The organism is Paenibacillus lautus NBRC 15380 (assembly GCF_004000945.1).
GTDB lineage: Bacteria > Bacillota > Bacilli > Paenibacillales > Paenibacillaceae > Paenibacillus_AQ > Paenibacillus_AQ lautus.
In genome coordinates, this window is the sequence record NZ_BIMF01000007.1 from 14,477 (window position 1) to 34,813 (window position 20,337).

Here is a 20,337-nt window from a genome sequence, read left to right on the forward strand (position 1 = left end):
GGATGAGATTTAAAAAGGGGGATATACGATGAGCAAACGGAAAATCATGTCTATGTTCATGGCTTTACTATTCATTGCCGGTCTTATGGCCGGCTGTACGGGGAATAGCACCAATAGCTCGAAGGAGCCTTCTCCATCGGATGAAGGCACCACACCAAGCCAAAACGCCGCAGGCAGTTATCCCGATTATTCGCAAGGTTTCCCGGAACGAGTTACCATGGAAATTCCCGTGTATGAACGTGCGTTCGAAGGCTGGAACGTAACCGATAACTACTACACGCGCTGGATTCAGAAGGAATTCGGCGACAAATATAATATCGAAGTGAAGTTCACCCCGATCGCCCGCACAAACGAAGTTACGACTTATCAGCAGCTGCTCGCAGCTGGCAAGGCGCCGGATATCATTTTCCACTATGACATGCCGCAGGCGCTTGCTTACTACGGAGAAGGTGTTATGCAGGAGTTGGACTGGAAAGAGATTGAACACTATGCGCCAACCTATTGGAGCAATATGAGCGAGACGATTCAGCAATATGGCGTCGTGGATGGAAAAAATACATTTTTCTTCGGTAAGCGTCCGGACTTAAACAACTATGGCAACTTTGTTAATATCATTCGTAAAGACTGGGTGGAGAAAGTGGGGATGAAGGTCGAGGACTTGACCTCGCTCGAGAAATACAATGAAATGCTCATGAAATGGAAGGAAGCAGGAATCGGAGTTGCCGGGGCCGGTCTGACACGAAATGTGTTCAACTACAGCTATGGCTTCCGGGATTGGCCGACCGACCCGAAGGTCCACGCACTTTATGCAGATCTATCTGTTGCGGACTTTACGACCTCGGCAACCGAAGGATGGTTGCGTAACTTAAGTTATCAATATCATAACGGACTTATTGACAAAGAGTTCTATCTTCGCGACGATGATAACAAGCTCAAGGCCGAGTTTGTTGCGGGCAATACAGGCACGTACGGACTGTACATTACCAACAACACCGACGTGTTCGAAGCTACACTGAAGAACAATCCGGGAGCTGAATTTGCCGTAATTCCTCCAGGGACTGGTGTGCCGGAGGGCAATGTGCCGCAAGGCCGCGCCGACTGGACGTTTGGCTTGATCATGGGAATCAACCATGCATCAACGGCGGAGGAGCGCGCAGCCGTATGGATGTACCTCGAGTGGATGAGCCAACCGGAGAACCTGATGTTCCTGCAGAACGGAGTAGAAGGGGAAAACTATACGCTTGATTCCGATGGCCTGCCGGTGAAAGACCCGGATTTCAAGGACGAATCCGTACTATCCCAGAACAATAACAAGGACTATTGGGCACTTATAACGGAAGCGCCTACATTTGAAACGCCTGAACTCACGCTTAAAGCCAACAAAAACAACTGGACGCCTGCCGGTTACGAGCAAATTGTCGAAGACATGATAAAATATCGGCAAGAAATAAAACCGTATCAGATCCAGGACCCGCTGTTCACTGTAGTTCTTGAGAAAGTAAACGAGTATAAGGCAGATTTAAACAACCTCTTCCAGGAGCTGTATCTGGACATTGTCCTTGCGCCGGAAGACCAGTTTGATGCGAAGTACGAAGCGGCCAAGCAGAAATTCCTCGATGCCGGCTATCAAGAAATCTTGGACGAGAAGCAAGAAGCGATTGATGCCGGCCATTTCCGGTAATCGCGATAATCCAAACTAAAACTTCGGGGCTCCTGCCGTAAGCGGGAGCTCTACATAATATGGAGGGCATGATGAATCTGAAAATGGATATCACTTCGGAAGATTTAAAGCAAGCCGCGAAGCGCGTTGCCAACTATACGTTCGGGATGGATTTGACATGGGACTGGCCGGGCGGTGTCGCATTCTATGGCGTCAGCCGCATGTTCGACGTGACTGGCGAGCATTCTTACCTGGAACGGATGATCGATTGGGTCGAGGAATACATGGAAGCGGGCCTGCCAGAAGGATGGACCGTGAATACATGCGCGATGGGGCACATGCTGCTCACCCTTTATGAACAGACGAAGGAACAAAAATATCTGGATATCATTTTAAGTAAAATCGATTATCTGGAACATCACGCTTTGCGGTTCGGAGACCGGGTGCTTCAGCATACGGTTTCGGCTAATAATGATTTTCCCGAGCAGTGCTGGGCGGATACCCTGTTCATGGCGGCATACTTTGAGCTTCGGGTCGGCGTGCTGCTCGGGAAGAAGACGCTCATTGACGACGCCTTGCATCAATTCGAGCGGCATATTCATTACCTGCAAGACGAGAATTCCGGTCTATGGTATCACGGCTACAACCACGTTAAAGAGGATCATATGTCCGGCATCCATTGGGCGCGGGCCAACGCATGGGCGGCCTATACGATGTCACGTGCAGCAAGAGGGCTGCCGGAAGGCTATCTTTATCCTCCAATGATGCACATATGGAGCTCTTTACGCGATCAGCTCGCGGCGATCAAAAGGCTGCAGAAAGAGGACGGCTTGTGGGGCACTGTGCTCGATTACCCGGAAGCCTACGGCGAAGTATCGGCGACAGCGGGTATCGCGGCAGCGATGGTGATGCAGGGCAATCCGCTTCATGCGAAGCAAGTCCGGAAAGCATTAGACGGCGTTCTTGCCAATATTGCTGACAACGGGCGGGTCTTGAACGTGTCCGGGGGAACGGCTGTCATGAACGATATTGAAGGATATCTCGGTATTGACCGAAAGTGGGCACAAGGATGGGGACAAGGACTGACACTTGCGTTCCTGGCTGCAGTCATCGAAGTTGTCGAATCGCAAGGAGAATCGCAAACATAGCATCGGCAGCGATCCAATCGTTTAAACTTCGAAGAAGTCGGGAGGCAGATGGACACTCAATGCAAAATTCAAAAAATACCGAATCTTTGTACGGATATCTGTTCGTTCATTTTACCGGCGAGCAGGAGGACGGCGAGCAAATCTATTTCGCTCTGAGCCAAGACGGACTCCATTGGAAGGATCTGAACCGGAACCAACCTGTCTTGCGATCTGCTGTTGGGGAACAGGGAGCTCGTGATCCCTTTATACTTCGGAGCGTGGACGACAGCTGTTTCTATCTGCTCGCAACCGACCTTAGTATCTGTCATCGCGGCGGTTGGCATAATTCCCAGGCTACGATAACCGGCAGCCGCTCGCTGATTATCTGGGAATCACCGGATTTGGTGAACTGGTCTGAACCGCGCATGGTAGAGCTGGCTCCCGAGGAAGCGGGCTGCGCTTGGGCACCGGAAGCGATTTATGATGAGGGAGAAGGCGATTATCTGATATTCTGGGCTTCCAGCCGGGACGCTCGCGCCAGCGATGGCCGCGGGCTGCATATTTATTGCTGCAAAACGCAGGATTTCCGTACGTTTACGCCAGCCGAGATTTATATAACCCGAGGTGAACAAAGTACGATTATCGACACAACGATGATTAAAGCCGGCGACAAGTATTTCCGGGCTTCCTGCGACGGGCAGATCACCATCGAGACAAGCGACCGTCTAATGGGAGAATGGAAAGCGATTTCGACGCTAGAGTCACTCGGGTTTACGCTGACGGGGAAGGACGTCGAAGGTCCGGAGTTTTTTAAATTCAATGGCGAGGAAAAATGGGGTCTACTCGTTGACCAATACTCAACTAGCGGAGGATATTTGCCAATCATAACGACGGACATGAGCGATTGGACAGGAGCATGCTGGAGGAAGCTTGAACCGGAAGAATATGATTTCGGCAAACTAAAAAAACGTCACGGTTCAATTCTGCCGATCACCAAATCCGAATTTGAAGCTATCCAGTCCAAATGGGGATCCCGTCAGTAAGCGAGGTCTAGAAGTTCTTTACCGAACCATAATTTACTACAATTTGGAATTATGATACCATATGTGAAAGGAGATGTACGAAAGGAGCATGGACCGAAATGGGAGATATCCTTTAATGGTTACGTAGTTGAATGGATTTGTTGATCCCTTTTTGATTGAAGGGTTCATTTGGCCATTTTCAGTTAAACCATTATAGGATCGCTGGGTTCATGTGCTATAAACACACCGAGCGAATGCCTTTTTTAGGGTGTTCGTTTTTATGAATGGTGAGCATACATCTCCGTTAGCACGTTGTTCAGCGTTTCCGCGAGGAGATGCTTTTAATGAAACGATTAATGAATAAGATCGCGATTGTTACTGGAGCTAGCCGAGAAAAAGGTATCGGTACTGCAATATGCCGAGAATTAGCCAGAGAAGGCGCAGACATTTTTTTCACGCATTGGTCAAAGTATGATCGGGGTATGAACTATTTTATGGATGATGACGTAGACTGGTCGCAGCATCTTATGGAGGAGATCCGCAGCTATGGAGTAAGGTGCGAATCCATGGAATTGGATCTTTCGCAATCAGAAGCACCGAGTATACTGCTTGATGAGGTTCATGAGAAACTAGGTTCCCCATCCATTCTTGTGAATAATGCAACGCATTCCGTTGACGTAGATTTTCGTTCCATCAATGCAAATAACCTCGATGCTCATTATAGTGTGAACATTAGAGGAACGTTTCTTTTGACGGTTGAGTTTGCTCGTCATATAGAAGGAAAACATGGTGGTCGAATTATTAACATGGTATCAGGTCAAGACAAGTCGCCTCAGCCTGGGAATTTGGCATACGTAGCAACAAAGGGGGCTGTTTCTACTTTTACGAAATCCGTTGCTCTTGAACTAGCGCCGCTTCACATTACGGTTAATGCCGTAGATCCTGGACCAACGGATAGTGGATGGATGAACAGTGAATTGAAAGAATACTTGTTACCAAAATTCCCGATGGGGCGAATCGGTGAACCTAAGGATGCTGCAAAGCTAATCGTTTTTTTAGCAAGTGAAGAATCCGAATGGGTTACGGGACAAATTATTCATTCAGATGGAGGATTCTGCTGATATAACCATTGTGATTGCCAGAGCTCAAAAAGCAAAGCTGCCGATCCATGGTTGATTCGGCAGCTTTGCCGCGTTATAAGAAAGCGCGGCGAACAAAAAAGGAGATAGCAGGATGGTAACCAATCAAACGGTGTGGCAGAACGTCATCGATAAGGAGTGGCTGAAGCCTTGCTTCCCGAGATTTTTCGAATACGATATATTGCGTGGCATGTCCTACTTGGCAGAATGGTCCCTGCGGAGGAACAAAGCGCTGCCGGTCGGTCTGCTTGTTGAAGGTTTGGAACGATTAAACTCCTTGATGACAGCAGAGGGCTTGCGAGTCGGCAGACAAGTCTTTGATCCGCAAGGTCCGTGGGGCGGGCAAACCTTCCCATTGTTAGAAGCAGTGAGCGGGCTTGGCGACGTTTCGCCTTATCTAACCCGGCAATTAGACCGAGTTCTCGAACGATTGGGTCCGCAGCATGCCTACGTATAAAGACAGCCGCATAGTAAAAGGCATAGGTGAGGTGCAACGAACTGACCTATCCGTTGGGTATAGCTGGATAGTCCCTATCCCGGGAGACAATAACTTTAAACATACAAGAAGTCGCCAATCGGCGGCTTTTTTTGTTTTTAATGGATAGGTTCGCGTTAAATGTTGGTTTACATCATAAGTAAAGTCTCTTTCGCAAAGTTCATTCTTCGACCAAAGACTAGGTCATTTTCAGCCTCAAGAAGGATTTGGCGTGATCGATTGTTAGTTAAGATGAGATTAATGGGATCCGCATTGTTTCCTACCCAAATTTACAACAATATATAAGTGGAAAGGTGTTAGTCATATGAGAATGAGAAACTTTAGAAAAAGAGTAAAAATGATAGGTGTAGCTATCCTATCGCTGCTCATAGCCGCTCTTGTCTTTCCTACATGGACTTCCTCCATCAAAGGCGAAACCAGCATAAGCATGCTTGAACAAGTAGAGATAAATGGGAGCCGTCAAGAAATGATGATCCGTGGCAAAGACAGGCATAATCCGGTCATCATTTTTGTGCATGGAGGACCTGGATGCTCAGAAATACCGTACGCCGCGAAGTACCAAGACTTATTGGAAGAGCGATTTACCGTGGTTAATTACGACCAAAGAGGAAGCGGAAAATCCTATCATTTTTTCGAGGACTACTCGAATCTTTCTTCAGACCTACTGGTGGATGACTTATTGGCTATCACGGATTATATATCGGAACGCTTAGGCAAAGAGAAAGTCATTCTCATCGGCCATTCTTATGGTACATATATTGCAATGCAGGCTGCCCATAAAGCTCCCGAAAAATATGAGGCCTATGTTGGCATTGGTCAAATGGGGGATACGGTACAAAGCGAGATTGACGGTTTGAACTACGTGTTTACCCAGGCTAAGCAAGCTGGTAACGCGGATGATCTCTTGGAGCTAGAAGGATTCGCGAATCAAATCCAAAATGGCGATGCGTTTACCCCGCGATATTATGTCATGAAATACGGCGGAGCTTCAAGGCTTATCGATAACCCCGATGGGAATAACCTGGATACCTTATTAAGCAGCGAGTATAACCTACTGGATGTCATTCGTTACAACTATGGTTTATCCTTATCACAAAAGGTTTTGTTAGAGGAGGTATTGGAACATCCCTTGCCTTCACTGGTAACAAAACTTGAAATCCCGTGTTATTTTATTATGGGGAAATATGACTACATGACTTCAACGAATGCAGCAAAAACGTATTTCGACAGCATGGATGCTGATTCAAAGGAATTTATCGCTTATGAGCAATCCGCACATTACCCTCAATTCGAAGAGAAGGAGAAATTTTATCAGTGGATGACCGAAACATTTATAAATTGAACCGCCTCTCATGGAAGTGTATTCTTAAGGGGAATATCGTAAGAAAACCGGCTTGTTATTAATATGACATAAGATGACATATTGATGGTCTACAATGAGTGGTATATCCCGAAAGGAGTAACAAACCATGAGACGAAAAATCATTTTAGATTTAGCAGTTACATTAGATGGTTTTATTGAAGGGAAAAATGGGGAAGTAGATTGGTGCATTATGGACTCTGAGATGGGGTTTATTGATTTCTTAAATCAAATTGATACCATTTTATATGGAAGAAAAAGCTATGACTTATGGGGGCAATTCACTCCAGAAATAGATCATACGGATACTGAAAAAGAAATATGGCGAATCGTTCATAGTAAAGAAAAATACGTGTTTTCCAGGACACAGAAAGCGACCGATCATAAAGCAATATACATCAATGATCATATTATTGAAGAAGTATATGCGTTAAAGAATAAGTCTGGCAAAGACATCTGGCTATATGGTGGAGCAAGTCTTATTACAACTTTTATTAATTTGGGGCTTGTTGATGAATTCAGATTATCTGTTCACCCTGTTGTTCTGGGAGAAGGAAAACCGTTGTTTACGGATATCAAACAAAGGTTGAATTTAAAGCTGGTTAACACAAGAACGTTCTCCTCTGGGGTTGTGCAGCTAATCTATCATTCGAACGGGAAGTAAGTTACCCACGTCAGCCTTGAGAAGATGCCATAATTGTGTTCAATGATGACACAACGGTGCCGACTAGAACGAACGTCTGCCGTTTTCTCAATTAACGGGCAGAAGCAAAAATGACCATTTCGATGAATCAGAACATTTCATTGAAGTGGTCATTTATTCATTTATCGCAGTTTAAAAATGGCTTTACCTTTTCATCATGTTTTTTGTTGCAAATACAACAATATTAGTTTAAACTAATACATAATTTTTATTGCATTTACAACATAAACGAGAACGAAGGAGTCAATTTATGGAGGGAATACTTCGTGAGATTGGAATGATCGCAAGGGCATTAGATTCGATAAGCAATATCGAATTTAAAGAATATGAGCTGACAAAAGGACAGTACTTGTACCTTGTTCGAGTATGTGAAAACCCAGGAATCATTCAAGAAAAGTTAGCTGAGATGATAAAAGTAGATCGAACAACTGCAGCCCGAGCTATAAAAAAGCTTGAACTTCAAGGATTTATTGAAAAGAAAGAAGATCAGTTTAATAAAAAAATCAAAAAACTCTTTCCAACAGAGAAAGGGAAACAAGTTTATCCTTTTATAAAAAGAGAACATGATTATTCCAATAGGGTTGCATTAGAGGGTTTTTCTGAAAGCGAAGCAGAAACGATGTTGAATCTCTTGCAGAGGGTCAGAAAAAACGTTGAAAAAGATTGGGAGTTTGTAAAAAAGGGGAACAAGAGATTGTATTGAATTACACAAGAGAGGAGAAGCCAATTGACTTTTAAAATAAGAAAGTGCACGTTAGAAGACCTAGGCTCACTTCAAGACATCAGTGTTGAGACGTTTAATGAGACATTTAAGGATCAAAATTCATCTAAAAATATGAAAGCCTACTTAGAAAGAGCATTTAACATTAGCCAACTAGAAAAAGAGGTATCCAATATCTCTTCGGAGTTCTATTTTATTTATGTTAATGAAGAAATCGCAGGGTATTTAAAGCTAAACACTAATGATGCTCAAACTGAAATGATGGGCAATGATTCGCTTGAAATCGAGAGGATATATATTAAGGGCAAATTTCAAAAACATGGGCTGGGTAAGTTTCTGCTTAATAAAGCAATGGAAATTGCGATGGAACGCTATAAGAATAGAATCTGGTTAGGCGTATGGGAACGAAATGAAAATGCTATTGCCTTTTATAAGAAAATGGGGTTTGTTCAAACAGGAACCCATTCTTTCTATATGGGGGATGAAGAACAGAAGGACTTTATCATGACCAAAACATGCATGCAACAATGAAATGGCGTTCAGCTATATCGTGGTTGTTTGAATATATTAAATGATAAGGAGGTTGTATGATGGGTACTGAAATTGACAAAATTCATCATGTCGGGCATGTCGTCCAAGATATGGAGACGGCATTGGAGTTGTACCGTAAGCTAGGCACCGTATGCACGCCGCCGGCGTATCCGATGATGGCAGAACAAGAAGGGGAGGCCCCTAAACCGTTTGGAGCAGCTAATGCTCATATCGATTTTGTCGACAATTTTATTGAAATCGTAACGATTGTGCAGGAAGGGGGGAGAATTCCCGACGACGCCCATCTTATTCCGCTTTCGGCTCCTCCAGACGTAAGATCTCGAATTATAGATTCGATCAAACGTACGGTAGCGACGATCTCTAGATGCCTCGCCCGTTTCGAGGGAACGCATATGTCACTCGGTAGTATCTTGAATCGAAAGGATTTTCTGTGCTCGAGTTGGAATTCTTAAATCCATTCCACGTCGCTATTGCTCCTCTTCAATTTGTAAGCGTAGAACTTCAAGTTCTGCGCCTTTTTTATTATCACTGTATTTTTTCGAATGCTGTTTTCGTTAATTGTTATGAAAAAATTATTTTGTTAAATAAAAATTTATTGACAATATAGGGTGGGGGGGTATACTATAATTACAAAACTCACCGGTAAATAATGGATTGAAATTAACTTACTCTCTAAGCCGGCCGTCGAGAGCGTTAATTTATCGAATCAAAAGAACCTGGTGATATGTAGCTAAAGGAGGTTGAATATATAATGTCAAATCAAGGGCAGGTTCTTTTACAAGCAGATCCAAAACGATGGTTCGCACTAGCATTGTTGTGTCTTGCGAATTTTATGGTGATTATGGATACATCGATTATCGGAGTTGCATTGCCAGCAATCAAAGAAGCGCTTGGATATACTCAGGAAAGTTTACAGTGGGTCTTTAATGCTTATGTGATTTTCTTCGGTGGTCTATTACTACTCGGTGGCCGATTATCAGACCTCTTTGGACAACGGCGCATGTTCATGTGGGGCTTTATGATCCTCACAGTAGCATCCTTGCTCGCTGGTTTTGCATGGAACGAAGAGTCACTAAACATCGGTCGTGCACTGCAAGGATTCGGTTCCGCATTAATAGCACCTTCAGCTCTAACCATCGTGATGATGTTATTCAGCGGTAATCCTAAAGAATTGGGTAAAGCATTGGGGTTCTGGGGTGCTTCGGCAGCTGCTGGAGGATCAGCAGGGGTATTTCTGGGTGGTGTTATAACGGAGTGGTTAAGTTGGCAATGGACCTTCTTAATTAATGTACCTGTCGGGGTTGTCGCCTTACTTTTATCTCCTGGTCTTTTAGCAAAAGGTATACGTAGAAAAGGAAGCATTGATGTCGCAGGATCCATCTCAGTAACAGCATCATTGGTTCTAATCGTTTACGGTATCGTAACGGCAGAACATAATGGATGGGGAGCAGCAATCACCCTGTGGACACTTATCGCTGGGGTAATACTGTTTATCCTTTTCCTCATTATTCAGCTAATCAAAAAGGAACCGCTTGTGCCTCTTCGAATCTTTAAGGCGCCTAATCTGGCCGCTGGTAATATCGCACTCATCATGTTATCTGGTGGTTGGATTCCGTTATGGTACTTTCTGAATCTATATATGCAGCAAGTACTAAAGTTTTCAGCATTCGCCGGAGGTGTCGGACTGCTTCCGATGACTATTTTGATTGCCATCTTCATGATCGTTATTACGGGCAAATTGATCGGTAGATTCGGTATAAAAGCAAACATCGTGATTGGATTGACTGCCCTCGGATGTTCAATGCTTTTGTTCTCGACCAATACGCCTGTGGATGGCAGTTTCCTTATTCATATACTTCCAGCTTCACTATTAGGTGCTCTCGGAATGTCTTTAGCCTATATTCCTTCTATGATGGCCGCTATGTCGGGAGCTAAGCCTGAAGAAGCGGGGCTGGCATCCGGACTTGCTAATACAAGCTATCAGATAGGATCAGCCATTAGTCTTGCTATCATGGTAGCGATCGCTGCATCAACGACTGCTTCCATATCAGATTCTAATCCTGTGGCAGCACTTAATCATGGTTTTCAGCAAGCTTTCCTTTGGTCTGGAATCGTTGCTTTTGCAGGTGCGATATTAGCCTTGATGTTTATCCGTTCGCCTAAACAGACAGACTCAAACGTTCCGAAAGCGATGTAATCGTTGTTCAACAAAACGGAAGAGATGGGTATCCAGAGAAATGGCTGCTGTTTTTCAACTTATGCGTAAACAGCGGGACTGTTGCAAACCACTTAATTGTTCAAAAACAAAAACGATGACTTTTATGGCATCGTTTTTGTTTTTGAAGTTTGAATTTATTCAACTGTCGGCAAACAAAAACTTATGTACCTGCCGATTAAATAAGTGCTTAATGTTGATCAGTTTTGGTCCGCCGGACAGGCAGCTTCATTGATACCAAGGCATTTTTTTGCATATCGGCGGGTTCCATGCTTTAGCAATCGTGGATGATTACCAGCCTACGCGAATGATCAGACCTTTCGGATCGCCCACTTCAAGGTAAGCAGCCTGACCGTTGACATCGTCATATGGAAACCCGTAGGCCAAGCGATTAATGCTGTGATCGTGCCAGAATTTCGCGTAATAATTGGCCGGCGCGGCTTGATAGTAATTTGACACGTTATTCCAGTCATTCGTCGTATATACGTGACGATTGATGGCTGCACAAGTTGCCGCATCCGTTAAAGAGCCGTCGCACCGGAAAATATCCTGCGTACTGTATGGGGCATACCCGCCGAAATAGTTCGCATTAGCACCACCCTGGGCGAAAGAGCCGTGAATCGGCGCGACGATGCGATACGGCGCTTGAATTGTGGCCAGCGATTTGAAAGCTCCAGGAACTTCGGCCTGGAATTTGGCGAAGATTCCGTTTCGGGTTTCGGATTCGAGTTCACCCACGGTCTGATCGAAGGAACCAGATATGTTGATCAGTCGATGCTGGAGGGGAAAACCGAATCCGTCGACGCGGGTCGTATTGCCGTGATAGCCAGCCGCGTCAATCGTGAATTCGACGAAATCGAAATAGATGTCGCGGTTTGGATCGGTCGGATTGTTCAGATCGGGGCCGGCGAATCCATCGTTATAAGTCTTCATGTACATTGGAGTGCCAACGCTTAGGAACATTCGGCCCGACGTGATCCGGGGCAAGGTGACCCAGGAAGCATCGCTGGCCTTGTGATAAATGTTGGCGTAGTTGATACCGTTCTTGGTTAGATGTCCCGGCGCATCATTCAAGGCGCTGGAGATTGGGATCAGATTGCCATTGAGGTCCAGATAGCTCCACTGATTGTTGACGGGATTGATACCGAGAACGCCCCAGTATATTTGCTGGTCGGTATAGGCGCCGTGGGTCCCGTTCATGATTTTCACCGAGACGGCGCCGTTTGGCGGCATGGGAATTGAGGATGGATGAATGTCATAAATGGAGCCGGAAGAAGAGGGAGGTGGCGTGGAACCGGCGGTGTAAGTAAAGACACCGGTGTCGTAGGCTGGGGTTCCGTTATTGTAAGTGAAAGAATACGTAATCACGTGGCCTGCTGCAATGCCTGAGATGGCCTGTTCGTATCGGGATTTGCTAGCGTTGTAAGCCATTCTGAAATTTTGCTGTACGCCGTCGTTCACTTTATAATGGACATCGACCCAACTCGTGTTAACGGTGGATTTGAACCATACGGTGGCTACGCTTCCGGATAATTCGACGCCCTGCGTATAGTCCGCAGCCTCTGCCTTCGTACCGAAGAGGGTACAACAGGTCAACAGCAACGACAGGATCAGCAGATAAGGTATTCCCTTTCGCATCATCAAAGTTCCTCCTTTAGAATGGGGATAAAAGCAACTTCGTAATTGGGTTTGAAACAGCATTCCTCCTTTGTGTTGGCGGCTGTATTTGGCTGTCTGACATTAGAATCAATGTGATTACAAAAACGATTATAATCCCTTTTACCAAAATATAGGAGTATTGGAATTTCGGTAAGGGGTTCGCAATTTCGGATGAGGGGTCATCTCTTGTAATCATCCAATAGAGCACAGTGATGTGTTTTACACATAGGTTGTTTAATAGGAAGGGCGCGGTCATCGCGAAAACCCCCCTGTTTCCTGGACGTAAATGGAGAGAGGATTAATCCATAACGATATCATCGTGCAATCTGCGCAGGCGATAAGCGTTCATGGCGAATTCGTTCAGCTCATCTAGAATCGTGTAATTGGCCCATGCGCCTGCGATAGCGCCGATCCCGGGGACCATCTGCAGCATTTTCCGGAAGTCAATGGCGTCGCGATACTCGATCTGAAATGTCTCCCAGTCCATATTTCGGGAATATTCGGCGTCGGAGAGCCATTGTTCCTTTTCCATATGCCAATGCTTGATGGAATAGAGCAACCTGGCACGGTTTTCCGGTCCCGAAAACGTCATTTGAAATACCTTGAGAATGAATACCCGCTCGGAGAAGTGTTTGGTGTCATAACCGTAAACATGCGCCAGCTCAAACAAAAATTTCATCTTGATCGCAATTAAAGCTGGAAAGTCTACCATGCTGAGCATAATGCCGCCAGCTCCCGTTCCAGCGCCTTCGGCAACCGCGATTTTTTGGTATAGGGCAAACAACTCTTTCGCTTCTTGATCGGCAGACTCCAGTTCCAGCGTATGCTGCACCGGACGGCTGGGCGTATATTCCGCACCGAACAGCGCCGTGCGCACGATCGATCGTATGGTGGTCGTAATCATGCTGTGCACCTTCGGGGGAATCAAATGATTAATTCGATTGCCGATGGTTTTCGATGTTTTTTCCAGCCATCCCGGCGGTTTGAACATTTTTTGTTCCCAGTTGGCAATTTCCCTCTGCACTTTATGTGCGTAATTCATGATCAATCGCTCCTCCAAAAGTCTTTGCTATATTGTAACGAATATCTTCGTGAATCGGAACAGACTGCGGCAGGTAGTGGACCTCGACTAAAGTCCAGTTTCGCACATGCAGCCCTTAGTAAGGTGATTTACTGTGGATGAACCAAGAGCGAGTAATTGGGAGAAATTCGCTATAATCATTTTTTGATTTGTAGTCATATGTAAAAAAGGGTTATTCTGTAAGTGTGTATTGAATTGTTAAAGGAGAGATGCTATGAATAATAACGAGGTTGTTAACATCGGTGATACCTATTTACTTCCATTAATATCAGAGTTGTACGGGTTGGAGGGCTATGATATCCGGCTGATTCCGCCACATGAAGGAGGAAGGAATGTCGTATATACCTGTGAGAAAGAAGGGAGCCATTCAAAAATACTAAGAATCGCTTTCTTACCTGACAGGAGCCGGAATGATTTTCTGGGTGAAGTCGAATATGTTCGATATCTATTTGAGCATGGAGGCAGTGTCTCCAATGTAATCAGCTCCCGGAAGGGGAATCTGCTGGAGGAGATCACTCACAATAATCATACCTTTTTTATCTGCTTGTTTGAAAAGGCTAAGGGGAAAATGCTTGTAGAAAATCATTATCGGTACCGGGAAGGAGCTCCCATTACCGAATATTATTATAATTGCGGTAAAGTCCTGGGGAAACTGCACCAGATCTCAAAAGGGTATACTCCTGTCCATCGCCGGTATCATTTCTTTGACAGATTTAATGCCGAATATATCGATAAACTAATACCCGAGTCTTTATTTATTCTCAAGGAGAAGCTGACAAAGCTCCTTACTACCTTGGAAGGCTTGGACAGAAACCAGGAAACTTTCGGTATGATTCATTTTGATTATAACGATGGGAATTATTCGATAGATTTTGATACCGGGCAAATAACCGTATATGATTTCGATAATTCATGTTTCGGTTGGTATATGTATGACCTGGCAGATCTCTGGACACACGGGGTGGGCTGGATACAATTTGAACCAGACGCCGATAAACGCAGAAAGTTTATGGATGATTATTTTGAAACCGTCCTCGCGGGATACAGATCCGAGACCAAGATCGAAGATTCGATGTTGGATAAGCTGCCCTTATTTATCAAAGTAACCCTCATGGAAAATATTGTTGATACATTCGAGGGGATGCAGAACAATGGTGAGGAACCGAAGTGTGACGAGGAGTTATCGTATCTCATAAAATGTTTGGAAGACGATATCCCGTATAAAGGATTTTTCCATGAGATTTACTCGTGTGAAGAACCCTTTGAGTATGAGGAACGAAAAATTTAGTCTTTTAGCAAGCTTTGATAATATGCGGTGTCCGATATTAAGTCAGAAACCTCTGTAATTTCGGATGGAGAGCTAAGTGCACAGGAGGCTATTAATTTAGCTGCTTGGTTGGCTCCGCCGTGAAGTAAATTTCGTTATATAACATGCACTTTGTAAACTTCTTTATGACCTCGCATTCGTATTGCCCTTTTTGAAATAAATTAAGGTAACTATTCTCGCTGCGGATATATTCCCCATCATCGTACCAGTTCATAAATCGATTGTTAAATGTTCTGTTCATACAAAAATACGGCTCCATGACGATAACCTTCCCACCTGGTTTCAGGATTCGTTCAAACTCGATCAAATAAGAACGAATCTGATCATCTGATATATGATGAAGAACAGCAACGACAAAGATATAGTCCATGGTATTATTCTCTATAGGGATCTGGTGTTTATCAAATATTTCAAATTTGTGGTTGGGGTACAGCCTTTTGGCAAGACGAACCCGATCCATATTGGGTTCAATGCCGAGATACCGATCTGAATGACAAATGGAGCAATTGGCTCCAGTACCCGACCCAAAATCAAGAATGAACTTATTCTCCAATTGGAAATGATTTTGGATATGGTCATGGATGTATTTTTTTGTAATCCATTGTGGACGGACAAACCAGTGATACAGGCGCGGGGATAGAGGCATAGTGTAAACAAGTCACCACCTTATTTATGGAACTCAAAAGTTAATTTAACTCATTGCAGCATTCGATATACTTAGAAAACATAACCGGTTTCCTTCGTTTAAGAAAAGCAAACCGGTTGTATAAACAAAGCAGCCGGAGTTTTGAATCCGACTGCTTTATTCTTTTTACTGTTCAAGAAAATTATTGAATAGACCTCATCATTCGACCCCAAACATTTCTATTGGACCTGCGTCTATATGCCATTCCAATGAGTGTGGCACCTACACCTACAGCTAATAAAGACATGACGGTTTTCTGATTATTGATTTTGAAAGGGATCATCCGCTGCATACCATTTCACTCCTTATTCTGGGATATTTGTTCGGGCTCCGAACTATCGTATTATGGGTAGGTTTTTAACTCTTCATTCAGAAAAAGTATGGTTACCATTTTGTTTTACCATTTGTTTTCCTTCAAAGATCACTCGGGTCCATGGGGTTCACGCATTATTCAGATTGTGCAATGTTAACCCTGTCCTATTATTAGGATGGGGTTATATACATTTATAAGGTCTGATAATAAATGAGATTGATGTCATTCTAGAATAGTAGGGCCCCTTGTAGGTTTACCAAATGAATATAATTGTTTTCATAGGAACAAGCTACTACAATTGGATTAGCGTGTATAAAACAAAATTGGCGTCTACTTCTTATGAGATTTTGGAACTTGTCCAAATGAACAGCAAAGAGAGCAGCAGAGGGGGAAACTGCAATGAAAAACAATGAATTAAAGAGAGGGCTCGAAGCTCGTCATATTCAGATGATTGCTTTAGGCGGCACAATCGGTGTCGGATTATTTATGGGCTCTGCAAGCACGATCAAATGGACAGGTCCTTCGGTGATGCTTGCGTATGCAATTGTAGGGGTATTTATATTTTTCATCATGCGCGCAATGGGGGAAATGCAGTATGTAGAACCGAGCACGGGGTCATTTGCGACCTTTGGACATAAGTACATTCATCCTTTGGCAGGGTATGTGACAGCTTGGAGCAACTGGTTCCAATGGGTTATTGTCGGGATGGCGGAGATCATTGCTGTTGGGACGTACATGAAGTACTGGTTTCCGGATTTGCCCGCCTGGATACCAGGGCTCGTCGCAATCGTGATTCTCGGTGCAGCCAACCTATTCTCAGTGAAATCATTTGGTGAATTTGAGTTTTGGTTTGCGATGATTAAAATCGTTACCATCATCTTGATGATTGTTGCAGGGTTTGGTCTGATTTTGTTCGGAATAGGCAACGGCGGGAATGCGATCGGATTTTCTAATTTGTGGCAGCATGGGGGCTTTTTTACCGGTGGGTGGTCGGGGTTTTTCTTTGCTCTCTCGCTAGTGATTGGGGCCTATCAAGGAGTCGAACTGATCGGGATTACAGCAGGTGAGGCGAAAAACCCGCAAAAAACGTTAATGCGCGCGACGCAAAGTATTATCTGGCGGATTTTGATCTTCTATATTGGCGCGATTTTTGTAATTGTTACGGTCTACCCTTGGAATCAATTGCAAGCCATCGGCAGTCCGTTCGTTGCTACATTTGCGAAAATCGGCATTACTGCTGCTGCGGGGCTGATCAACTTTGTTGTCATCACAGCTGCCATGTCAGGTTGTAATAGCGGGATTTTTAGCGCGGGACGCATGCTTTATACATTAGGAGTCAATGGACAGGCACCGAAAATATTTACGAAACTGTCCCGTAACGGCGTGCCCTTGCTTGGAACGATTGGCGTACTCGTGGGATTGGGCATTGGCGTGATCTTAAGCTATATTTCACCCGAAAATCTGTTTGTGCACGTGTACAGTGCCAGCGTACTTCCCGGTATGGTACCGTGGTTTGTCATTCTAATCAGTCAAATCAATTTCAGAAAAATTAAGGGGGATGCCTTGCAGCATCATCCGTTCAAAATGCCTTTCGCCCCGGTGACAAACTATGTGACCATTGCCTTTTTGCTTATGGTACTGGTCGGTATGTGGATGAACGATGAAACTCGCATCTCCCTGATATCCGGCATTATTTTCTTAGGTATGGTTGTGATGAGTTATTACGCTTTTGGGGTTGGCAAGGCAGCTCCATTACACGATCAAACCAATCATGAAAATAGCAACAAATGAATTGGAAGACTTCCATTTGAAGATACTAATAAACATCCCATTCTCACCAAAAGAGGAATGGGATGTTTTAATTTTAAGGTTGAAACGGGTACTGCTTATGGGCAGTATAAGTTTAATCTCTCTTGTAAACCTGCTAAGACTTCTTCCGGTATCTCCCTGACCTTGATATCTCCACCTAGGAAAAGCAGCCAATTTGTAATTTCAGTTAATTCTTCTGAATGATGAACATTGATAAAAGTCTTTAAGGTAGCTGTGGTTTGATACGGGTTCGTATATGAAATTGAAAACTTTAAAGGATGGTATTTTTTGAACTGGGCAATCGCCTTGGGGCCAAGATCAAGGACAAGGTTGATTACTTCTTCGTGCTTACTTAGTTGTTCTAAAATTTTTTTCTTACTTACTCTTTTTTTCGGAGGGTATGGTTCTACATGGGTGAGATTGTCGACAGGAATAATCCGCCTCTTTTCTTCCTCTAAGTCAAAGCCTTCAATTAGCCATAAGCTCTTTTCACGATAGAGGTGTAAGAGATAAATGGTATAAGACTTTATCATCTTTTCTTCTTTGATGGAAACCAATAAATACCTGTCCACAAGAAGAATTTGGATGAGCTTTTCTAACATCGGATGGGGCAGGTCAGACAGGTCAAGCAGGTCTGGGTTATTGGGGTTGGTCCCTTCAAAAAGCAATATTTGATTCAAAAGCACAAGGTCATCTTGCTGGTTCTCCGAGATGAGGCCTAGTAATTTTTCAGCTAAAGACTGACGACTCTTTAGATAAGGGAGTTGTTGATTTCTTGTGGCCATAAAGGCAATAAACAGCGCTTTAATTTCAGTATCGGTAAAGCGGACCGTGGGCAGGACAGAGTTGTTCATAACAAAATAACCCCCGTCCCTCCCAACTTCAGCAACAAGCGGCATCCCCATGGCTTCAATTTCTCGGATATCTCGAATCGCCGTCGAACGAGAGATGTTAAATTCCTGCATGATCTCAGAAATGGTAAAGTGGGCGCGGTTGTTGATATATCGCATGATGGTATTGATCCGTTCAACTTTTTTCATCGGGCCTCTCCTAAACAGTATCATTTTTTGACATGATTTAAGGTTATTATAAACCTATCAAGTGAAAAGACAATCATTTGATAAATTTAAAAAAGAGGAAGGTTTTGAATATGACAAATTATGCGCTTGAGGAAAAAGACAGCTTTATCGTATTAGGAATTGGAACGGAGCTTCAGAGCGATTACACAGACTATGCTGGCATAAACAAGGAGAAGGCCGATTTTTGGGAGGCAGTGAAACAAGATGGAAGGCTGGATACGTTAAAGGCCATCGCCGCAAACGACTACATTTTTGCCGTAAACGAAGCGGTGAATAACAAGATGATGCATTATGCCGGCGTCATGACAGAGACATCGTTACCTGAAGCAACCCGAGTGATTCAATTTCCTAAAGGGGAATACCTCGTTGTAAAAGGGGAAGGGAAGACGGCTGATGAGTTGAGTAATAAACTTACTGGCATTGCCTTTGGACAAGTCTTGCCGGAAGCACAAAATTTTGCCTATGTTGGCGGGCCAAATGCAACGGTTGAAATGGGGCATCGAAACGATCTTGTATTCGGTGAGTTGTGGATTCCGGTTGTAAGGAAATAATCGAATGCTCTCGATGCGAGCTTTACTCGAAGTCGATTCAATGAAGTAATGCTCGCAAAACTTTTAGGAGGAATGGAAATGTCCTATATCGTTGATTTTAAAAATGTGTCTACGCATGGCTTAGAGTCTTCACCCGCAGCAGAAGCGCTTGCTGGTTTACGAGCGAATGAAGCCCGTTACTTTATGAACAAATATAAGCATGAATTTACAGTTGTACCCGCTAGCGAAAGCCAGGAAACCCTTGATTATGTAAACCGAATTTTAAAAGAAGAACGTGATCTTGAGTTTGCGGCCAAACCTCTAGAAACGTCGCGCTTTCAAGTGGAAAATATCCAATTTGCCTACGTCTTTTATGAGGATGGTCTTGCCCTCAACGTCATGTATACGGTGGATGATTCTAAGAAGCGGGCTGTTGGTTTTAAGCTTTCGGAGGGGATGGAGGTACCACAGGAGTTGGAAGGGAAGTTTAAGTTTGCTAGACAGAAGTCGAAATTAGCTGGAACCATTCGGGGCTCGTTTTTCGTCATTAAAGGAGAATATTAAAGCATTAACAGAAGACAGAAACTTGTGCATGCAGTGAAAACCCTGCTAGCTATCAATTGACAAGAGCAGCGATATTTCGCAGCTCTTTTTATTTGGTTTGGATGCCACTAAGATAGCGGAAAACAAAAAAAGAACCTGAAGGTTCTTTTTTATTGCATATAAACAGACATGGTGATATAATCAGACCACGACTGACAAAAGGCGAATTGACACAAATATCTTATCTTACAATTTAATTGTACCATGCCAAAAATGCCTTGTCAAACGTTTTTTCTCAATTTAATGGTTAGGAGAG

Annotated in this window: 19 protein-coding genes; 15 read left to right on the top strand and 4 right to left on the bottom strand. The window is 44.0% G+C overall.

Translation table 11 applies throughout. The features are described from left to right. Positions 1 to 28 precede the first annotated feature (28 nt). The 11 genes from PLA01S_RS14450 (at position 29) to PLA01S_RS14500 (ending at position 10,977) form a co-directional block, all read left to right on the top strand. Positions 29 to 1,681 carry an extracellular solute-binding protein gene (locus PLA01S_RS14450; protein ID WP_127592819.1) on the top strand — a complete coding sequence of 551 codons (1,653 nt, stop codon included), beginning with the start codon at positions 29 to 31 and terminating at the stop codon, positions 1,679 to 1,681. 71 nt (positions 1,682 to 1,752) lie between these two features. Continuing rightward, positions 1,753 to 2,808 carry a glycoside hydrolase family 88/105 protein gene (locus PLA01S_RS14455; RefSeq protein ID WP_127592978.1) on the top strand — a complete coding sequence of 352 codons (1,056 nt, stop codon included), beginning with the start codon at positions 1,753 to 1,755 and terminating at the stop codon, positions 2,806 to 2,808. A gap of 59 nt (positions 2,809 to 2,867) precedes the next feature. Beyond that, the gene (locus PLA01S_RS14460) at positions 2,868 to 3,830 is read left to right on the top strand and encodes a glycoside hydrolase family 43 protein (RefSeq protein WP_127592820.1); all 963 of its coding nucleotides are present in this window, start codon (positions 2,868 to 2,870) and stop codon (positions 3,828 to 3,830) included. Positions 3,831 to 4,153: 323 nt separating this feature from the next. Beyond that, entirely contained in the window at positions 4,154 to 4,930 is a 777-nt protein-coding gene (locus tag PLA01S_RS14465; RefSeq protein WP_127592821.1) for an SDR family oxidoreductase, read from the top strand. Between the two features lie 112 nt (positions 4,931 to 5,042). After that, the gene (locus tag PLA01S_RS14470) at positions 5,043 to 5,405 is read left to right on the top strand and encodes a hypothetical protein (RefSeq protein WP_246059514.1); all 363 of its coding nucleotides are present in this window, start codon (positions 5,043 to 5,045) and stop codon (positions 5,403 to 5,405) included. A gap of 349 nt (positions 5,406 to 5,754) precedes the next feature. Then, on the top strand, positions 5,755 to 6,786 hold the full coding sequence (locus PLA01S_RS14475; protein ID WP_127592979.1) for an alpha/beta hydrolase: 1,032 nt from the start codon (positions 5,755 to 5,757) through the stop codon (positions 6,784 to 6,786). 127 nt (positions 6,787 to 6,913) lie between these two features. After that, positions 6,914 to 7,468: a dihydrofolate reductase family protein gene (locus PLA01S_RS14480; RefSeq protein WP_127592822.1), complete on the top strand. Its 555-nt coding sequence runs from the start codon at positions 6,914 to 6,916 to the stop codon at positions 7,466 to 7,468. A 289-nt stretch (positions 7,469 to 7,757) separates the two neighbouring features. Then, positions 7,758 to 8,210, top strand: a complete 453-nt coding sequence (locus PLA01S_RS14485; protein ID WP_127592823.1) for a MarR family winged helix-turn-helix transcriptional regulator — start codon at positions 7,758 to 7,760, stop codon at positions 8,208 to 8,210. A gap of 24 nt (positions 8,211 to 8,234) precedes the next feature. Further along, positions 8,235 to 8,759 carry a spermidine/spermine N(1)-acetyltransferase gene (paiA, locus tag PLA01S_RS14490; RefSeq protein WP_127592824.1) on the top strand — a complete coding sequence of 175 codons (525 nt, stop codon included), beginning with the start codon at positions 8,235 to 8,237 and terminating at the stop codon, positions 8,757 to 8,759. Between the two features lie 59 nt (positions 8,760 to 8,818). Next, positions 8,819 to 9,232: a VOC family protein gene (locus PLA01S_RS14495; RefSeq protein WP_127592980.1), complete on the top strand. Its 414-nt coding sequence runs from the start codon at positions 8,819 to 8,821 to the stop codon at positions 9,230 to 9,232. Between the two features lie 299 nt (positions 9,233 to 9,531). After that, the gene (locus PLA01S_RS14500; protein ID WP_127592825.1) at positions 9,532 to 10,977 is read left to right on the top strand and encodes an MFS transporter; all 1,446 of its coding nucleotides are present in this window, start codon (positions 9,532 to 9,534) and stop codon (positions 10,975 to 10,977) included. A 309-nt stretch (positions 10,978 to 11,286) separates the two neighbouring features. Here the strand turns inward: PLA01S_RS14500 and PLA01S_RS14505 are convergent, their stop codons facing one another. Further along, a complete protein-coding gene (locus tag PLA01S_RS14505) occupies positions 11,287 to 12,636 on the bottom strand; it encodes a glycoside hydrolase family 64 protein (RefSeq protein WP_174819219.1) in 1,350 nt (449 codons plus the stop codon). A gap of 316 nt (positions 12,637 to 12,952) precedes the next feature. Continuing rightward, the gene (locus tag PLA01S_RS14510; protein WP_127592826.1) at positions 12,953 to 13,696 is read right to left on the bottom strand and encodes an EcsC family protein; all 744 of its coding nucleotides are present in this window, start codon (positions 13,694 to 13,696) and stop codon (positions 12,953 to 12,955) included. 253 nt (positions 13,697 to 13,949) lie between these two features. On the opposite strand from PLA01S_RS14510, the gene PLA01S_RS14515 reads away from it, so the two are divergent. Then, positions 13,950 to 15,023: a phosphotransferase enzyme family protein gene (locus tag PLA01S_RS14515; protein ID WP_174819220.1), complete on the top strand. Its 1,074-nt coding sequence runs from the start codon at positions 13,950 to 13,952 to the stop codon at positions 15,021 to 15,023. A 91-nt stretch (positions 15,024 to 15,114) separates the two neighbouring features. Here the strand turns inward: PLA01S_RS14515 and PLA01S_RS33020 are convergent, their stop codons facing one another. Further along, positions 15,115 to 15,708 (bottom strand): class I SAM-dependent methyltransferase, encoded by a 594-nt coding sequence (locus PLA01S_RS33020; protein WP_127592827.1) that lies wholly within the window; start codon positions 15,706 to 15,708, stop codon positions 15,115 to 15,117. A 751-nt stretch (positions 15,709 to 16,459) separates the two neighbouring features. Here PLA01S_RS33020 and PLA01S_RS14525 point away from each other — a divergent pair. Further along, positions 16,460 to 17,851 carry an amino acid permease gene (locus PLA01S_RS14525; RefSeq protein WP_127592828.1) on the top strand — a complete coding sequence of 464 codons (1,392 nt, stop codon included), beginning with the start codon at positions 16,460 to 16,462 and terminating at the stop codon, positions 17,849 to 17,851. Between the two features lie 95 nt (positions 17,852 to 17,946). On the opposite strand, the gene PLA01S_RS14530 is transcribed toward PLA01S_RS14525, so the two are convergent. After that, positions 17,947 to 18,909, bottom strand: a complete 963-nt coding sequence (locus PLA01S_RS14530) for a helix-turn-helix transcriptional regulator (RefSeq protein WP_127592829.1) — start codon at positions 18,907 to 18,909, stop codon at positions 17,947 to 17,949. A 110-nt stretch (positions 18,910 to 19,019) separates the two neighbouring features. On the opposite strand from PLA01S_RS14530, the gene PLA01S_RS14535 reads away from it, so the two are divergent. Both PLA01S_RS14535 and PLA01S_RS14540 read left to right on the top strand, forming a co-directional pair. Beyond that, positions 19,020 to 19,499, top strand: coding sequence for a GyrI-like domain-containing protein (locus PLA01S_RS14535; protein WP_127592983.1), 480 nt, complete (start codon positions 19,020 to 19,022; stop codon positions 19,497 to 19,499). Positions 19,500 to 19,577: 78 nt separating this feature from the next. Then, complete coding sequence (locus PLA01S_RS14540) at positions 19,578 to 20,042, top strand: DUF8821 family protein (protein ID WP_127592830.1); 465 nt, start codon at positions 19,578 to 19,580, stop codon at positions 20,040 to 20,042. Positions 20,043 to 20,337 lie beyond the last annotated feature (295 nt).